This window comes from Haloferax sulfurifontis ATCC BAA-897, from assembly GCF_000337835.1.
Classification (GTDB): Archaea; Halobacteriota; Halobacteria; order Halobacteriales; family Haloferacaceae; genus Haloferax; species Haloferax denitrificans.
On the sequence record NZ_AOLM01000027.1, the window covers coordinates 149,444 to 164,694 of the forward strand.

Here is a 15,251-nt window from a genome sequence, read left to right on the forward strand (position 1 = left end):
GGCGCGCGAGCGAGCGCCCGACGAACGTTTTTCCGCCGGCTCGCGCGCCGAGAGGACGCGCCTACGCGCCGACGCCCCAGAAAAAGGCGATGCCGGCCACGGTGACGACCGACAGGAGCAACTGCAGGGGCGCGCCGACGCGGAGGAAGTCGGAGAACCTGTAGCCGCCGGGACCGTAGACGAACAGGTTCGTCTGGTAGCCGACCGGCGTCATGAACGCCGTCGACGCCGCGAACGTCACGGCGAGGACGAACGAGAACGCGTTGGCCCCGATTGATTGGGCGGCGCTGGCGGCGACCGGAATCATGAGCACGACGCTCGCGTTGTTCGAGATGACGCTCGTGAGCAACCCGGTCGCGAGGTAGAACACCCACAGGACGCCGATTGCGGGGAGGACCGTCGCCGTCGAGGCGACGGCGTCGCCGAGGAGCGCCGCGGCACCCGTCTGTTGGAGCGCGACGCCGAGCGGGATGACGCCCGCGAGCAGGAAGATGACGTTCCACTCGACCGATTTGTACAGTTCGTTCGGCTTGAGGACGCCGGTGAGAATCATCGCGACCACGCCACCGAGCGCCGAGACGACGATGGGGAGGACGTTGAACGCCGGGAGCGCGACGACCCCGGCGATGATGGCGATGGCGAACGGCGTCTTCTCGGTTCGGTAGTCGACGTCGTCGAACTCGTGGGCGACGATGAAGTCCTCGTTTTGGACGAGGCGCGTGAGGCTGTCGGGCGGGGCCTGCACGAGGAGCGTGTCGCCGACGCGGATGTCGATGTCCTCGAACCGGTCGCGGACGACCTTCCCGCGGGTCCGAAAGGCGAGCACGTTCGCGTCGTAGCGCTGTCGGAACGTCGAACTGGCGAGGCTCTCGCCGACGAGAAACGAGCCCGAGGGGACGACGACCTCGACCATGACCGGCTCTGCTTCGCCCGGGTGGAGGTCGCTCTCCGAGCGGGGGCCGCCGACGAACGTCAGCCCCTCCGAGCGCATGATTCGTTCGAGCGTCTCCCGGTTCGTGCGGAGCCGGAGCGTGTCGTTCTCGTGAATCTCCTTGCGGGCCAGCGGTTCGAGGAACTGCTCGCCGTAGCGGATGAGCTGTAGCACGTCGATGTCGAGGTCGTCGTCGCCGAGCGCCTCTTGGACGGTCTGCCCGATGAGCGACGAGTCCGCGGGGACGACCACGTCGGCGAGGTACTCCTGGAGCGCGTACTCCTCGACGAGGTCGTCCTCGGCGGGCACCCGCTTGGGAATCAGGCGCACGCCGACCGTCATGAGGTAGACCGCGCCGACCGCGAAGACGATGACCCCGAGCTTGGTGAACTCGAACATGCCGAAGGCGTGGAGGCCGAGACCGGGCGACTCCTGTCCGAGTTGGGCCGCGATGTCGCTGGCGAGGATGTTCGTCGACGTGCCGATGACCGTCAGGGTGCCGCCGAGCATCGAGGCGAACGAAAGCGGCATGAGGAGCTTCGACGGCGAGATCTTGCCCTTGTGCGCGAGGTCGACGACGACCGGGACGAGGATGGCCACGACCGGCGTGTTGTTGATGAATCCCGACACCGGGCCGGTGACGCCAATCGTCGCGGCGAGTTGCTTCGTGCGGCTGGTGCCGGCGAACTCGGCCATCTTCCGTCCGATTTGCTGGACGACGCCGGTCCGGTTGACGCCCGTGCTGAGGATGAGCATCGCCAGCACGGTGATGGTCGCGGGGCTGGCGAACCCAGACAGGCCCTCTCGCGGCGAAATCTGCGTCCACGGCTCCAGCATCATCAGGAGGACCATCACCACGATGGCGGTCACGTCGATGGGGAGCCACTCGGTGGCGAACAAGACGAGAGACAGGAGAATGAGCGCGAAGACGACGAGCATATCGCCCGTGACGGCCGCCGGGACGAGTCCCTCGACTACCGACACGAGTGTGGAGAAGAACACGTCTGTTCGAGGGGCCAGCGAAGGAAAAAGGCTGGTATCCCCGGCCGCTCAGAACAGCAGGCCGGTCGGAACCCCGCCGGGGTTCATCTCGGTGAGCTTGAACACGAGGTACGCCAGCGAGAACAGCGTCGCGTTGTACGCGCCGTGGATGAGCGCCGGGACGGCGATGTTGTCGGTCAGTTCGTACGCCGTGCCGAAGACGACGCTCGGGAGGAACAGGATGCCGATGGTGACGAGTCGGCCGCCCGCGCCGCCGGTCAGCGCGACGTAGTGAATCGCGGCGAAGATGGCGCTGGCGAGGGCGATACCCGGCACCGGGCCGAACGACTCGCGGATGCGGTTCTGGACGACCCCGCGGAACAGCAGTTCCTCGCCGGGGCCGATGAGGAGGAACGACGCCGGGACGAGGAGCAACAGCACCTCGGGGTCCTGCGCGGCGATTTCGGTCACCTGGTTCGACCCCGCTTGGACGCCGAACGTCGAGACGAGGAACGCGCCGACGAACGCCGCGGCGAGCGCCGTCACGTAGCCGAGGACGACCGCGACGACGTCGCGGAGCGACGGGACGGAGACGCCGAAGTACGAGCGGTCGAGGCCGCGGTACCGGCTGTAGACGAGGGCGACGCCGCCGAAGGCGATGCCCTGCAGGAGGACGAGCGAGATGACGATGAGCGCGAGCGGCGTCAGTTCGACGCCCGCGCTCACCGCCGCGAACTGCGTGATGACGACGAGTATCGTTCCGACGACGAGACCGCCGCCGCCGAGGGCGATCGCCGCGAGGAAGGACCGAGCGAGGTCAGGGAGGCGCGTCGTAGTAGCCACAGGCGACCAGTTGGAGCGCCGGCGTCAAAATCCTTCTCGCCTCGGAACGGGGTTCGAGGGGCGAACGCGACGCGAGCGACCGGGCACAACGCGACCGGACGCGCACGGGCCGACTACTCGCCGGCGAGTTCGTAGTAGAGCACGCCGAGGACCGTCCGCGCGTCGCGGACCTCGCCCGCGAGGACGGCCCGCGTGAGGTCGTCGTAGTCGACCGTCGTCGGGCGGATGCTCTCGTTGAAGTCGAGGTTCTGGTCGGCGCTCGGCTCGCACCCGCGCGCGACGAAGTAGTGGTGGACCGAGTTGGCGATGCCGTTGGACGGTTCGACGGTCACGAGCGGCTCGACCGATTCGGCCTCGTGGCCGGTCTCCTCGGCGAGTTCGCGCCGGGCGGCCGCCGCGTAGTCGTCGTCGTCAGGTTCGGTGCCGCCGGCGGGGAGGCCGCGGTTCGTCCGGCCGACGGCCTGTCGCCACTCGTCGATGACGACCACGTTGCCGTCGGGCGTGAAGGGGAGGACGACGACCGCCGCCGGCTCGTCGACGTAGTGGAAGTCCGTCTCGGTCCCGTCGGGGAGCCGAACGTCGTCCATGCGGATGTCGAAGCCGGGACACGAGTAGTCGATGCGCGTGTCGGTTGTCTCCCACGCGAGGTCGTCGTCGCTCATGTCTTCACGTGGCGGCGGTGTTTCCAAAAGCGTCGCGATACCCCGCTACCCAGCGTCGTCGAACGAGACGGTCGCGAGGTCGGCTTCGAGGTCGTCGACGTACTCGTTGTACGCCTCGACGAACGCGACGAAGTCGCCGGCGAGTTCGCGCACGTCGGGCGCGGCGGGGGGTTCGTACTGCGACAGCAGGTAGATGCCGCCCTCGCCGCCGACGCGCAGGTACGACGCCCGCGGGCCGTCCCACTTCAGCTCCCAGCGGGTGCCGCCGACCCGCTGGGTGAAGGTGCCGTACTCGCCGTCGAAGCGGTTGAGTTCGCCCGCCATGGTGTCGGCCACCTCGCGGATGGTCGAGACGAGTTGGTCCCGCTGGGCGACGATTTCCTCGGTCGTCGTCACCGCGGGGAACTCCGTCGGCACGTCGTCGAGGACGCCGTCGAGCGACTCGACGTGGTCGTTGTACGCCTCCACGAACGCCGGGTAGTCCTGCATCGCCGTTCCGAGCGCCTTCGGCTCCGGGGGCTGTTTGGTCGAGACGACGTACGTCTCGCCGCCCGACTTCCCCTTGAACCGGAGGTACTGGAGCGCGCCCGCCTCGTACTTGAGCGTCCACGTCCCGCGGCGCGTCTTGAACGTCTCTTGGCCGTAGTCGCCGCCCTGGAGGATGGCGAGCTCGCGCGCGATGGTCCCCGCGTGGGCCTCGACCGCGGCGACGACCTCGTTGCGGTTGGCCGCGACGTCGTCGACGCTCGTGATATCGAACGAGAGGGCGTCAGTCATGGTCGGAGGGTGGGAGTTAGAGGGGGATAAGTGCGTCCGTCGCCGGCTTTATCACCGCTAGTACACGTCTCGAACGTGATGAGCCAACACAGGGCAACGATTGGTGGGACAATCGGGGGCATGGCACGACGGGCGAACCCGGCTTTTGCGGGTGGCATCGTCGCCGTCTCGGTGGTCGCACTCGCGTACGCGGTGACGGTCGGGTCGCTCCAGCAACACACGTTCGTCCACGTCATGGCGGGCCTGCTGTGGACGGGCACCGACCTGTTCATGGGGGCGATTCTCGGGCCGGTCATCGGCGGGCTGACCGACGAACAGAGCGCCGCGGTGTTCGAGCGCCTCACGCCGAAGACCGCGTTTTTCCTCCCGTCGATGGCGCTCGTCACCATCGCGGGCGGCATCACGCTCGCCCAGCGACTCGGGGTGTTTCCCCACGCCGAACCGTGGCTCGCGCTGTTCACCGCCGCGAACCTGATTCCGACGCTCCTCCTGCTCGGGCGTCGGCTGAACGCGTGGCGCGACCGGCGCTGGCAGGTCGTCTTCGCCGTCGCCACCGTCGGGTCGCTCGCGTGGGTCGCGACCACCATCGGCGACTTTCAGATGACGACCCCGGCCATCATCGTCGCGCTGGCGGTCGTCACCGTCCTCTCGGTGCAGGGCTTCGGCTTCCTGATGCCCGGCGAGATACGGATGTACTTCGAGATGACCTCCGACGACCCGGACCCCGGCGTCATCTTCGCCATCGGAAAACAGAACGCCATGCTCGGCGGCGTGCAGGGGCTGTTCCAACTCGTCCTCATCGCCGAGATTGTGTATCTCCGCTACGGCGGCTTCTGAGGTGAGCGCGGAGCGGCCGCGCTCGCGGCCTCACTCGGTCCGGCGGAACACCCGGAGCGTGTCGCGGTCGCCGTACTCGCGGGCGACCTGTTCGAAGCCGAACTGCGTGAACACGGCCGCCCAGTCGCGGTAGTACAGCGGGAAGTCGTACTCCTCGTCGTTGACGCCGCGGTCCTCGGGCGGGACGGACCGGTCGCCCTCGTTTTCGACGGTGACGACGTAGTCGCTCGCACTTCGAGCGACCGCCTCGAACGCCCACGCGTCGTCGGGGTGGACGTGCTGGAGCGTCTCGACGGAGTAGACGGCGTCGAACTGGCCCGGAGAGAACTCCTCGGCGACCGCCTCGATTGCGTCGGCGTAGAACGTCCCGCAGTCGGCGAGGTCGGGGTAGGCGTCGGCCATCACCTCGAAGCAGTCGGGGTTGATGTCGACGCCGTGGAGGTTCTCGAAGCCGTGTTCGCGGAGGTGCGAGAGGTGCCGACCGGGACCACAGCCGAGTTCGAGAATCGACGCCGAGGGGTCGAGACGCTCCTCGAAGACGCGCCGAATCGACTCGCTCGTCTCGTTCGGCCCGTAGTACGCGTAGTACTCCGGGGAGAACTCTCCCGACCGGTCTGCCCACTTCCGACGAACGTCGTTAGCATCCACGGTGTCGGAGACCGACCGGCCACGCGTAAAGCCTCGTCGGCTGGGGGCAGACGCGTCCGAGCGCAGAACTGCCGATACCACAGGATATCGCGGAATCGGCGACGAACCTCGGGGCGAGTGCGGGGGAGAACCGACATACCAGAACATTCGTCTACAAACACCGACGATTCAGAAAAAGATTCAATAAAATAACCCCCATGACAGCACGACCCTCACAAGTCTTATCCGTAAAGGGCGTGTGTGTTCAAAAGCAATGGCGAAAGGAAACGTTGATTTCTTCAACGACACTGGCGGCTACGGTTTCATTTCGACGGACGATGCTGACGACGACGTGTTCTTCCACATGGAAGACATCGGCGGCCCGGACCTCGAAGAAGGCACGGATGTTGAGTTCGACATCGAGCAGGCCCCCAAGGGCCCCCGCGCGACGAACCTCACGCGCCTTTAAACTAATTTAGTACGCCGCGTTTCGCGGCAGAACGATAACTCACATTTTGCGTATATTCGACCGGCGAGCGACGCGTTCGCGGCCGGTCGGCTACGCGACCTATCCACGCACCACTCAGAGCGTGTCGGCCGCACGGGCCTGCTCGGAGCGCCGCCGCGCCTGTTCGAGTCGCCGGTCGGTCGCCCGCGAGAGCGACCCCGGGAGCTCCCCGCGAGCCGCGGCCAGCCGCTCGGCCACGCGTTCGAGTCGCGCGGCGACGGTGTCGAGACTCTCGTCCGCCCGTCCGCGGTCGCCCGCCTCGGCGCGTTCGGCGGCTCTGCGTGCGGCCTCCGCGACCGAGTCGAGCGCCTGCGCCAGCCCGCGAACCGCGTTCTCTCGTCCGCCGCTCGCCGCAGTTCCCGTCGAGTCGTTCGGAGTGTCCGTCTCCGCCGAGTCGTCCGAATCGTCAGCGCCGTCACTGTCGTCGTCGACCGCCGCGACCGCCGCGGCCGTCTCCGCGGAGATGTCTGCGAGGAACGTCGAAAGCGACGCCTTCCCGGTCCGCGGCTCGTCGATGCGGACGCTCGGAATCGGGTCGGGCGCGGCGTCGCCGTCCGAATCCGACTCTCCGTTCACGGGGTCGGGGTTCACCCGGAACGCGCCGAGTTCGTCGTCGCTGTCGCGGACCTCGACGGTGTACGCGCCGCCGCGGTGGACGTAGACGGCGTCCGGCCCGGACAGCGGCGCGTCGTACAGTCGGCCGCCGAAATCGTCTTCGAGCGCGAGCGCCGCCAGGTCGCGGTCGGTCCCGTCGGCGTCGACCTCGACTTTCGTCGCCGACTCCCGCGCGACGAGCGGGACTTCGCCGTCCACCCCCGCGGTTGTGACCGTTTCTCCGTCACCGTCGCCGGATGACGATTCAGTCTCCGTCGCGGACGCCGGCCCGGACCCCGCGTCACCGACGCGAACCGTCTCGCTGTGGGGAGCCGCCCCCGCGCCGTTGACCGTGAGTCGGTGCTCGCCCGCGGGCACGCCCCGGAGGACGCCGAGACCGCCGAACGTCGGCGCGGCCTCGGGGTCGCTCTCCAAGAGGAGGACGGATTCGACGCCCGACTCGCGGGTCGTCACGCCCTCGCCGTCCGGCGCGTCCGCGTCGGTGACGGCCTCCGTCACCCGAACGAAAAGCGTGTTGAGCGTCGAGGGCGCGTCGACGACGTCGTACCGCTCGGCGAGGGCGCTCCGGTGGGTCGGGTCGGAGATGTCGGCCGCGGGGTCGGCGTAGCGCGGCTGACTCCACGGCGCGCTCGTCGTCGTGAGGTGGCTCGCAATCGCGTCCTCGACGAAGCCCGGGACCGCGAACTCGAAGCTCAGTTGCGGCCCGGTGAACGCGGCGATGTGCTCGACTTCGCCCGCGGGGACGAGCGCGTATTCGATGTCGGCGTCGCTGTCGCCGGCCGTCTCGGGGGCGAACACCAGCCCCGTCGACCGCGCCGGGAGGTCCGTCGGCGGCGACGACAGCGCGTCGAACGACCGCACCGTGAGCGCCTCGCCGACGAGGGAGTCGCGCGTGACCGACGGGAGCCGCTCGTCTTCGTACACCGGCGCGCCGTCGAGTTCCGGAACGACGTAGGGCAGGCGCGCGCCCTCGTCTCGCGGGAGCCCGTAAGCGATTGGAATCTCCGCGGCGTCCTCGATGCGGTCGAACGCCCGGTTCGTGATGTCCGCGAACGTCCCGCCCGTCGGGAGCCGCTGGAACCGGTCGGCCCGGTCGTTGAGCGACAGCGCGCTGGAGTGCGACCCGAGTTCCGAAAGCACCCGCGGCGGGCGCGCGGGGTCCGGGTCGAGAAATTCGTTGTTCGGCACCGACCGCGAGTGGGAACTCGCGACGTACAACTGCGGGACCGGCTCGTCGTCCGCCGTGTCGACGAAGACGTGCAGGACCTCCCAATCGTGCCAATGGAAGTTCGTCGTGAACTGGTCGAACACCGAGTAGAACCAGTACTGCACCGCCGTCAGTGACGACCCCTCGTAGCCGACCACGTTGTAGAACACCGTCGGCTCCGGTGCTCGCTCGCCGGTCTCCCGCTGGGTCGCGTGATAGCCGTCGAGCGCGTCGAAGCCGTCGACGACCGTCTCGCCGTCTCGGTCGCTCGCGTACGACCGAGGGTCCGTCGGGAACCACGTCTCGTCGGCCTCGAAGTAGAGCGTCGGCGCGAACCGCGCCGCGAGGTCGCGGGCGACGTCGTCGTCGACGCGCTCGGTCGGGGCGGCGGTGCTGGTGGTTTCGGCCGAGTCGCCGCCGAGGGCAGAACACCCGGCGAGCGACCCGACGCCGGCGCTCCCGAGCGCGGCGAGGAACGCCCGGCGGTCGACCGCGGGTCGGTCCGTCATCTGTCTAGCTGGTGAAGTCGAGGACGGCACAAATCTCTTGTGTCGGGCGGCGACGGAGAATGCGGGGCCGGTTGGCGGGGCCGTCGGTGCGGCGTGGGCGACCGCCGCTCAGAAGTCGCCGTTGATGATGTCGGCGACGTGCTGGCGGTCGAACAGCTGTTCGTCCACGGGGATTTCGGGGTACGGGCCGCCGTCCGAGGTCGGCCATTCGCCGAACGTCTGGGGATAGAACTGCTTGGCGCTCATCTCGAGTTGGAAGAGGTTGAGAATCGGCCCCTGATAGCGCGCGCCCTGCGGGTAGACGCGGCCGTTCCGGACCGCCGAAATCTCCGCGGCGACGGGGTCGGCTTCGAGCGTCGCCCGGAGGTCGTTCATGCTGACGCTCGGTTGCATCCCGCTCAGGAAGAGGACCACGTCGGGGTCGGCCTCCAACAGCGCCTCGAAGTCGACGGTCGACCCGGACTCGATGGAGCCCTCGAACGCGTCGTGCGGTTCGAGCGGCCGGATGTGCGAGGTCATAAAGCCGGGGTTGCCGACCGTGTACGCCCAAATCTGGCCTTCGATGTCGGACGCGGTGAGCAACACGACGCTCGGGCGCTCGTCTTCCGGCGGAAGCCCTTCCTCGATGGTGGCGAGCAGGTCGTTGCGGACGGCCGCGAGCGCCTCGTAGCGTTCCTCCTCTCTGAGCACCTGCGCGACCTTCTCGAACTGCTCCCACAGCGTGTAGTACTCGTAGTCGCCGGTCCACTCATCGGTCGGCGACGCGTGACGGCCGCTCAGCGAGTTCCCGAACCACGGCGAGATGTTGTCGGCGACCTCCTCGATGTCGGCCATGTCCCACTGTTCGAGTTGGACGACCCACGCCGGGTCGGCCAGATGCACGTCGCTGTCGAGTTCGTACAGCTTCTCCTTGCTCGTCTCCCACGAGGGGTACAGGTCCGCCCAGTCGACCTCGACGCCGGGGAGCCGCGCCGTGAACTGCTTCCACGTCGCGTCGTAGTACGCCGGCCCGTTGACCGCGTTCACGTCGTCGCCGCGGCCGAGCGCGAACGCCATCCCCGCGTGGTGGGAAAGCCGCGTGAAGATGCTCTGCGGCGGCTCGTCGAACTCGACGGTGCCGACCGGCGACATCGTCACCGAGTACGACGCGTCCGCGGGCGTCTCGGTCTCCGTGTCGGTGGTCGCCTCGGTCGCGGTCTTCGCCGCCGACTCGGTGTCGGCGTCTGCCGTCGACGCCGAATCACTTCCCCCGGTACAGCCGGCGAGCAGGCCGCCGCCGACGGCCGCGCCGCCGTATTTCACGTAGTCGCGCCGCGTCAGTCCCGTCCGTGGCGTCTCGTCGTGCTCCATAGTTTTTAGGCCCACCTAAAATTGATAATTGCTTCGGTTCTCGGGGCGCGAGTGGGGGCGTTGCGAGTGAAACAGTGTTTCGTTGACTCAGCTGTGCGACTGTCTCACCAGCGACTCGGCAGTGACGCTCGTTCACAGATACCGTCCTAAACTCAGGTGGTTTCGGTACAGGTGCCGGCTCAGATTCGAACGTCCCTCGCTGTCGCTCGGGCGTTCGAATCTTCAGTCGTCCAGACAACTGTTTCGGGTGGACTCACACACGCTACGCGGTGCTCGTTGGCGTTGAAAGGGGTAGAAATGGGCCACTGTGACTCGCTTCGCTCGTCGCAAGCACCCGCTCACTGCGTTCGCGAGTACGGCTCAGATTCGAACCACGGTCACTCACTTCGTTCGTTCCCTGATTCGAATCTTCGCCGGGTGAAATCTCCCACACCTTTCAGACCACTGGCTGTCGCTCGTGGGTCGTGAAAGGTGGGGAGAATATGGGCCGGCTCAGATTCGAACTGAGGTTACGGCCACCCGAAGGCCGAAGGATACCAAGCTACCCCACCGGCCCGCATTTTGAGGCAAGCCACCGTCGCGTTTAACAGTTGTGATTGTGGGCCACCGTCAGACGGCGTGACACACCGCCGACCCCGACTCAGTACCGCGAATAGCCCGCGGTGTCGAGGTAGTTGTGTGCGACCGTAATCGAGTGGTCGGCGTGGAGAATCTCGGGGCCGAGGCGGACCCGCTCGTCGGCGGCGGCCGCCAGCAACTCGGCCTCCTCGTCGGTGAAGTCGTGGTGGTCCGAGAGGACGAAAAGCGGGTTCTCGGGCGGTTCGACCTGAACCACGGGGTCGCCGTCCTCGTGGAGTTCGACCACGGTCGCGTCGCGGGCGGCCTCCTCCAGCGTCGTCTCGAAGCCCATCCGGCGGATGGAGACCCCCGGTGACGACTCGGCGGGCATGTGGCCGATGGCCTCCTCGCGCTTTTCGAGCGCCTTGCGAATCAGGGCGGCGGTGGAGCGCTCGTCGGGGTTGAGTCGGCGGAGTTCCGAGCCCTCGAAGCGGACGGTGTACTCGTCGCCGAGGACGAGGTGGACCCGAACGTCCTCGCGGATGTCGTGCGAGAGGAAGAACGCGGAGTTGACACAGCGACAGAGCACGTCGAGTCGGCCGGCCCCGCCCGCGATGTCGTCGAGCGAGAAGTCGGGCGTCGTCGGCGCGTCGTGGCCGATGACGATGAATTGGCGCATGAATCCGACTCGGCGCGTGAGGGTCTTATCGCTGTTCACTCGCGCGGGGACGCGGGGGCCGACGGCGCGAGAAGAGAGCGCCGGGCCGACGGCGACGACGCGAATCACCCCGACCGCGCACGTCATAGCCGCTGGACGCTTACCTCAGGTAAGTGAGCCACCAAGCCGGGCGCGACCCGATGGTCCGCCTGTTCGCCGAGTACGGACGCGAGAACCTCGCGTGGTTCGTCGTCGGGCTACTGGCGAGCGTCTTGGGGCGACTCATCGCGGTCGTGCCGGCGCTCGTCCTCGGGGTCGCCATCGACGCGGTGTTCTTCAGAAACACGGCGTACGCCCTCCCGTTGGTCCCGTCGACGTGGTTACCGACGACCGTCTCCGGGCAGTTCTGGCTGAGTTTCTGGCTCGTCATCGGGGCGTTCGTCGGCGGCGTCGCGCTCTCGTGGGTGCAGGGTCTCGGCCTCGCCGTCTACTCGAACCGCGTCCAGCACGCCGTCCGGGTCGACACCTACGACGCGCTCCAGCGCCTCGACATGGCCTTCTTCGACGACAAACAGACCGGACAGGTGCTGTCGATTCTCGACGGCGACGTGCGCAACCTCCGGACGTTCCTCGACAGCACGCTCTCGGGCGGCCTCCAGTTGGTCGTCGCCGTCGTCGGCATCGCGGGCGTGCTGTTCTACCTGAACGCCCAGCTCGCGGTCGTCACGCTCGTGGCCGTCCCCCTACTCGCGGTCTTCACCGTCTGGTTCATGCGGACGATTCGGCCGCTGTACCGCGCGCTCCGCGAGAGCGTCGGCGCGCTCAACACCCGCATCGAGAACAACGTCTCGGGGATGGAGGTCATCAAGGCCTCGGCGACCGAGGACTACGAGACCGACCGCGTCGCCGACGCCTCCATGGACTACTACCGGCGCGCCCTCGCGGTCGTCAGGCTCGACTACCTCTACCAGCCGTCGATGGAACTCCTCGCTGGCGTCGCGTTCGCCGCCACGTTCGCCATCGGCGGCGTCTGGCTCATCTTCGGCCCGCCCGGGCCCTTCACCGGCGACCTGCTCGTCGGCGAGTTCGTCACGTTCCTGTTCATGACCCAGCGGTTCATCGACCCGCTGTCCGGCGCGGGCCGCATCGTCAACTCCTACGAGAACGCCCGCGCCTCGGGCGAGCGCATCTTCGGACTGGCCGACCGCGAGGCCGTCGTCCGCGACGCGCCCGCCGCCGCCGCCCTCGACGCGGTCGCCGGTCGCGTGGAGTTCGACCGCGTGTCGTTCGCCTACGCGACCGGCCGCGAGGTGCTCCGCGAGGTCTCGTTCGCGGCCGAACCGGGCGACACCGTCGCGCTCGTCGGCCCCACGGGCGCGGGGAAATCCACCGTCGCAAAGCTCCTCCTCCGGCTCTACGAACCCGCGGGCGGCGCGGTCCGCGTGGACGGCCGCGACGTGCGCGACGTTCGAATCCGGGACCTCCGCGAGGCCATCGGCTACGTGAGTCAGGACGTGTACCTCTTCGACGGCACGGTCAGGGAGAACCTCCTGTACGGGGCGTTCGACGCGACCGAGGCGGAGATGGTCGCGGCCGCGAGAGCCGCCGAGGCCCACGAGTTCGTCTCGCGGCTCCCCGACGGCTACGACACCCGCATCGGCGAGCGCGGCGTGAAGCTCTCGGGCGGCCAGCGCCAGCGGCTCTCAATCGCCCGCGCGATGCTCCAAGACCCGCGGATTCTCGTCCTCGACGAGGCGACCAGCGCCGTCGACACCGAGACGGAACTGCTCATTCAGCGCGCGCTCGACCGCCTCTCGGCGGGTCGGACGACGCTCGTCATCGCCCACCGGCTCTCGACGGTTCGCCGCGCCGACGCCATCGTCGTCCTCGACGAGGGCGAAGTCGTCGAATCGGGCACCCACGACGAACTGGTCGAACTCGGCGGCCTCTACGCGACGCTGTGGGGTATTCAGGCAGGCGACGTGTCCGGCGTCTCGGCGGACATCCTCGCGCGGCTGGTCGAGCGAAGCCGCGCGGCCGACGACGCCGACGCCGACCGCATCGCCGACAGGGTCGCCGACGGCGGCGACGACGCCTGACGGCGGCTCAGCGGTCGCTCGGAGGCGAGTGACAAAAAAGTCGAGTTCGAGACGGGAACGCGGGCGGCCGGCTTCGGTCGCGTCGGGGCGACGCAGTTACGCCGGCGTGGGCGTGGTTCCTCGGGTGGGTGCCGAGCCCGTTGTCGAACCCGGTGCCGGACCGGCCGGGGCGCCGGCTTCGGGCGTGGCCGGTTCGGGCGCGCCGGACTCCTTGTCACCGGAGACGAGGAAGTCCGCGAGGTTGCCCACGAGCACCTCGTTGTCGGCCTCGTAGGCCGACTCGGGCGCGAGGAAGTCGGCGTCGCCGATGGCGACGACCGTCTCGCTCTGGGCGGCGACCGTGTACGGGCCGGTCTTGCGAACCGACTCGACGCGGGTCTCGCCGCCGGAGACGAGCGCCGGCGAGACGCTGTCGTCCGAAATCGAAAGCGGCGCGGCGTCGCGGAACACGACCTCGTCGACGCCCTCGGTCAGGGCGGTGTCGCCCTCGGGCGCGGCGTAGACGTTCTCGTAGTTGAGGTAGTAGTCGTGCATGTTGTACAGCGACGAGGAGCCGAACGAGACCCCGTAGTCGGAGGTCAGGCCGGCGTCGCCGCCGGTGGTCCCGGACGACACCGAGACGGTGATGAGACCGAGGATGCTCGTCGTGCCCGCGGACTGCGGGTCGCCGAGGAGGGCGACGCGACCGCCGGCGTCTTCGAACGACCGGAGGCCGTCGAGCTGGTCGCTGGTGTACGGCCGTTCGGGGTTGACGACGACGAAGGCGTCGGCCCGCCGGAGCGAGGCGTTGAAGTCCCGCTGGGCGTCCTCGCGGGTGAGGTACTTCACCTGATGGCCGTTGGCGACGAGGGCGTCGACGAGCGGTTGCACGTCGGACTCGCTCACGTCGTTTTGGTGGGCCACGTCGATGAGGACGGTCTTCGGTGCGGCGTTCGAGTCCATCGCCACCTCGCCCGATTCGGGGCCGGGCGTGGCGACGAGTTCGTCCGCGTCGAACGCCTGTTTCGCGGCGTTTTGGGTGTCTGCCGAGTCGTTGCCGCCGAGTTGGACGGCGTAGGGTGCCACCGCGGCCCCGACCAAGATGAGGGCGAGCGCGACCGCGAAGACGGCCGCCCCGCGGAGTAGGTTACGCTGAGACATTGCCGATCACCTCGTCTTCGTACTGCACCTGTCCGTACACCATCAGGAACTGCGGGGCGCGAACGCCGTCGTAGCCCATGGGACTCTCGTCGACGACGACCGTCGAGTTGCCGTTCTGCGAGCTGAGAAGGATGATTCCCGAGCGGGTCGGCGGCTCCTTCTCGACGACCTCGTAGTTTTCGAGGCCGGCCTCGGAGGCGGCGCGGTCGATGGCCGTCTGGAGCGTGCCGATATCGTCGGCGTAGCCGTTCTGCGTGGCGCGAGCGCCGGTGTAGACCTTCGCGTAGGCGACTTCCTCGCGCGACAGCGAGAGCTCGTCGCCGCGGTGCTCCATGACGCTACCGACGAAGGCGTGTTTCAGCGTCTCAATCTGGGCTTCGCGTTGGTCGACGGTCATCGAGGCCTTGTCTGGCCCGGTGCGAATCTCGTTGGACGAGCCGCCGATGGGGGCCGACCCGCGGACGCCGACGCTCCCGATTATCGAGGAGGGCGTCACGTAGATGCTCTCGGAGGGGAGCATCGTGTAGTACGCGCCCGACGCGCCCGCGCCTTGGACGCTCGAAACGACGGGCATCTCTTGGGCGGTCCGATTGACCGCCATGTACATCCGCTCGGAGGCGGCCGCGGAGCCGCCGGGGCTGTCGACCTGCAGGACGACCGCCTTTACCGATTCGTTCTCTCGCGCTTCGTGGAGATCCTCTTCCAGCTGGTCAGCTGTGTAGGAGGTGATGGTCCCGTCGACCGAGATGACCGCGACCCTGTCTGGGGTGGGCGCGGCCGCGTCGTAGACGACGGGGGCGAGGAATGCTCCAACCAGGACGGCCGCGACGAGGGCGAGGACCGAGACGGTCCGCGTCGACGCCGCGGAGGAGGGTTTTGATACCATACTGCGGACGAGAGTTCTAGAGCCGGTGTCAAAATAGTTGTCATTAGAAAAGACAGTCTTGCG

13 protein-coding genes and 1 tRNA gene are annotated in these 15,251 nt (G+C 68.1%); 3 read left to right on the forward strand and 11 right to left on the reverse strand.

Translation table 11 applies throughout. The features are described 5' to 3' along the window. Positions 1–61: 61 nt before the first annotated feature. From C441_RS16210 to C441_RS16225, 4 genes are all read right to left on the reverse strand, one after another. Positions 62–1,933, reverse strand: coding sequence for an SLC13 family permease (locus C441_RS16210; RefSeq protein WP_007276065.1), 1,872 nt, complete (start codon positions 1,931–1,933; stop codon positions 62–64). A gap of 48 nt (positions 1,934–1,981) precedes the next feature. After that, positions 1,982–2,755, reverse strand: a complete 774-nt coding sequence (locus C441_RS16215) for a CPBP family intramembrane glutamic endopeptidase (protein WP_007276066.1) — start codon at positions 2,753–2,755, stop codon at positions 1,982–1,984. A gap of 113 nt (positions 2,756–2,868) precedes the next feature. Continuing rightward, positions 2,869–3,417, reverse strand: coding sequence for an NUDIX hydrolase (locus C441_RS16220; RefSeq protein ID WP_007276067.1), 549 nt, complete (start codon positions 3,415–3,417; stop codon positions 2,869–2,871). Between the two features lie 45 nt (positions 3,418–3,462). Next, a complete protein-coding gene (locus C441_RS16225; protein WP_007276068.1) occupies positions 3,463–4,194 on the reverse strand; it encodes a hypothetical protein in 732 nt (243 codons plus the stop codon). 120 nt (positions 4,195–4,314) lie between these two features. On the opposite strand from C441_RS16225, the gene C441_RS16230 reads away from it, so the two are divergent. After that, a complete protein-coding gene (locus C441_RS16230) occupies positions 4,315–5,031 on the forward strand; it encodes a hypothetical protein (RefSeq protein ID WP_049920652.1) in 717 nt (238 codons plus the stop codon). 30 nt (positions 5,032–5,061) lie between these two features. On the opposite strand, the gene C441_RS16235 is transcribed toward C441_RS16230, so the two are convergent. Beyond that, positions 5,062–5,679, reverse strand: coding sequence for a class I SAM-dependent methyltransferase (locus C441_RS16235; RefSeq protein ID WP_007276070.1), 618 nt, complete (start codon positions 5,677–5,679; stop codon positions 5,062–5,064). Between the two features lie 253 nt (positions 5,680–5,932). Here C441_RS16235 and C441_RS16240 point away from each other — a divergent pair, with 253 nt between their 5' ends. After that, positions 5,933–6,127: a cold-shock protein gene (locus tag C441_RS16240; RefSeq protein ID WP_004041873.1), complete on the forward strand. Its 195-nt coding sequence runs from the start codon at positions 5,933–5,935 to the stop codon at positions 6,125–6,127. A 114-nt stretch (positions 6,128–6,241) separates the two neighbouring features. On the opposite strand, the gene C441_RS16245 is transcribed toward C441_RS16240, so the two are convergent. From C441_RS16245 to trmY, 4 genes are all read right to left on the reverse strand, one after another. Further along, on the reverse strand, positions 6,242–8,497 hold the full coding sequence (locus C441_RS16245; protein ID WP_007276071.1) for a hypothetical protein: 2,256 nt from the start codon (positions 8,495–8,497) through the stop codon (positions 6,242–6,244). Positions 8,498–8,605: 108 nt separating this feature from the next. Next, the gene (locus tag C441_RS16250) at positions 8,606–9,847 is read right to left on the reverse strand and encodes an ABC transporter substrate-binding protein (RefSeq protein ID WP_007276072.1); all 1,242 of its coding nucleotides are present in this window, start codon (positions 9,845–9,847) and stop codon (positions 8,606–8,608) included. Between the two features lie 483 nt (positions 9,848–10,330). After that, positions 10,331–10,403: transfer RNA gene (locus C441_RS16255), tRNA-Pro, on the reverse strand. Between the two features lie 84 nt (positions 10,404–10,487). Further along, positions 10,488–11,084 (reverse strand): tRNA (pseudouridine(54)-N(1))-methyltransferase TrmY, encoded by a 597-nt coding sequence (gene trmY / locus C441_RS16260; RefSeq protein WP_007276073.1) that lies wholly within the window; start codon positions 11,082–11,084, stop codon positions 10,488–10,490. Positions 11,085–11,263: 179 nt separating this feature from the next. On the opposite strand from trmY, the gene C441_RS16265 reads away from it, so the two are divergent. Then, the gene (locus tag C441_RS16265; RefSeq protein ID WP_007276074.1) at positions 11,264–13,162 is read left to right on the forward strand and encodes an ABC transporter ATP-binding protein; all 1,899 of its coding nucleotides are present in this window, start codon (positions 11,264–11,266) and stop codon (positions 13,160–13,162) included. Positions 13,163–13,258: 96 nt separating this feature from the next. Here the strand turns inward: C441_RS16265 and C441_RS16270 are convergent, their stop codons facing one another. Further along, positions 13,259–14,302, reverse strand: a complete 1,044-nt coding sequence (locus tag C441_RS16270; RefSeq protein ID WP_007276075.1) for a DUF4350 domain-containing protein — start codon at positions 14,300–14,302, stop codon at positions 13,259–13,261. Beyond that, the gene (locus tag C441_RS16275; RefSeq protein WP_007276076.1) at positions 14,289–15,188 is read right to left on the reverse strand and encodes a S49 family peptidase; all 900 of its coding nucleotides are present in this window, start codon (positions 15,186–15,188) and stop codon (positions 14,289–14,291) included. Before C441_RS16275 ends, C441_RS16270 begins: the two co-directional genes overlap by 14 nt. Positions 15,189–15,251: the final 63 nt, after the last annotated feature.

Coding starts and splice junctions, on each gene's coding strand:
- C441_RS16220 (WP_007276067.1), bottom strand. CDS start 3,417: ATGAGCGACGACGACCTCGCGTGGGAGACAACCGACACGCGCATCGAC.
- C441_RS16225 (WP_007276068.1), bottom strand. CDS start 4,194: ATGACTGACGCCCTCTCGTTCGATATCACGAGCGTCGACGACGTCGCG.
- C441_RS16230 (WP_049920652.1), top strand. CDS start 4,315: ATGGCACGACGGGCGAACCCGGCTTTTGCGGGTGGCATCGTCGCCGTC.
- C441_RS16240 (WP_004041873.1), top strand. CDS start 5,933: ATGGCGAAAGGAAACGTTGATTTCTTCAACGACACTGGCGGCTACGGT.
- C441_RS16245 (WP_007276071.1), bottom strand. CDS start 8,497: ATGACGGACCGACCCGCGGTCGACCGCCGGGCGTTCCTCGCCGCGCTC.
- C441_RS16250 (WP_007276072.1), bottom strand. CDS start 9,847: ATGGAGCACGACGAGACGCCACGGACGGGACTGACGCGGCGCGACTAC.
- trmY (WP_007276073.1), bottom strand. CDS start 11,084: ATGCGCCAATTCATCGTCATCGGCCACGACGCGCCGACGACGCCCGAC.
- C441_RS16265 (WP_007276074.1), top strand. CDS start 11,264: ATGGTCCGCCTGTTCGCCGAGTACGGACGCGAGAACCTCGCGTGGTTC.
- C441_RS16270 (WP_007276075.1), bottom strand. CDS start 14,302: ATGTCTCAGCGTAACCTACTCCGCGGGGCGGCCGTCTTCGCGGTCGCG.
- C441_RS16275 (WP_007276076.1), bottom strand. CDS start 15,188: ATGGTATCAAAACCCTCCTCCGCGGCGTCGACGCGGACCGTCTCGGTC.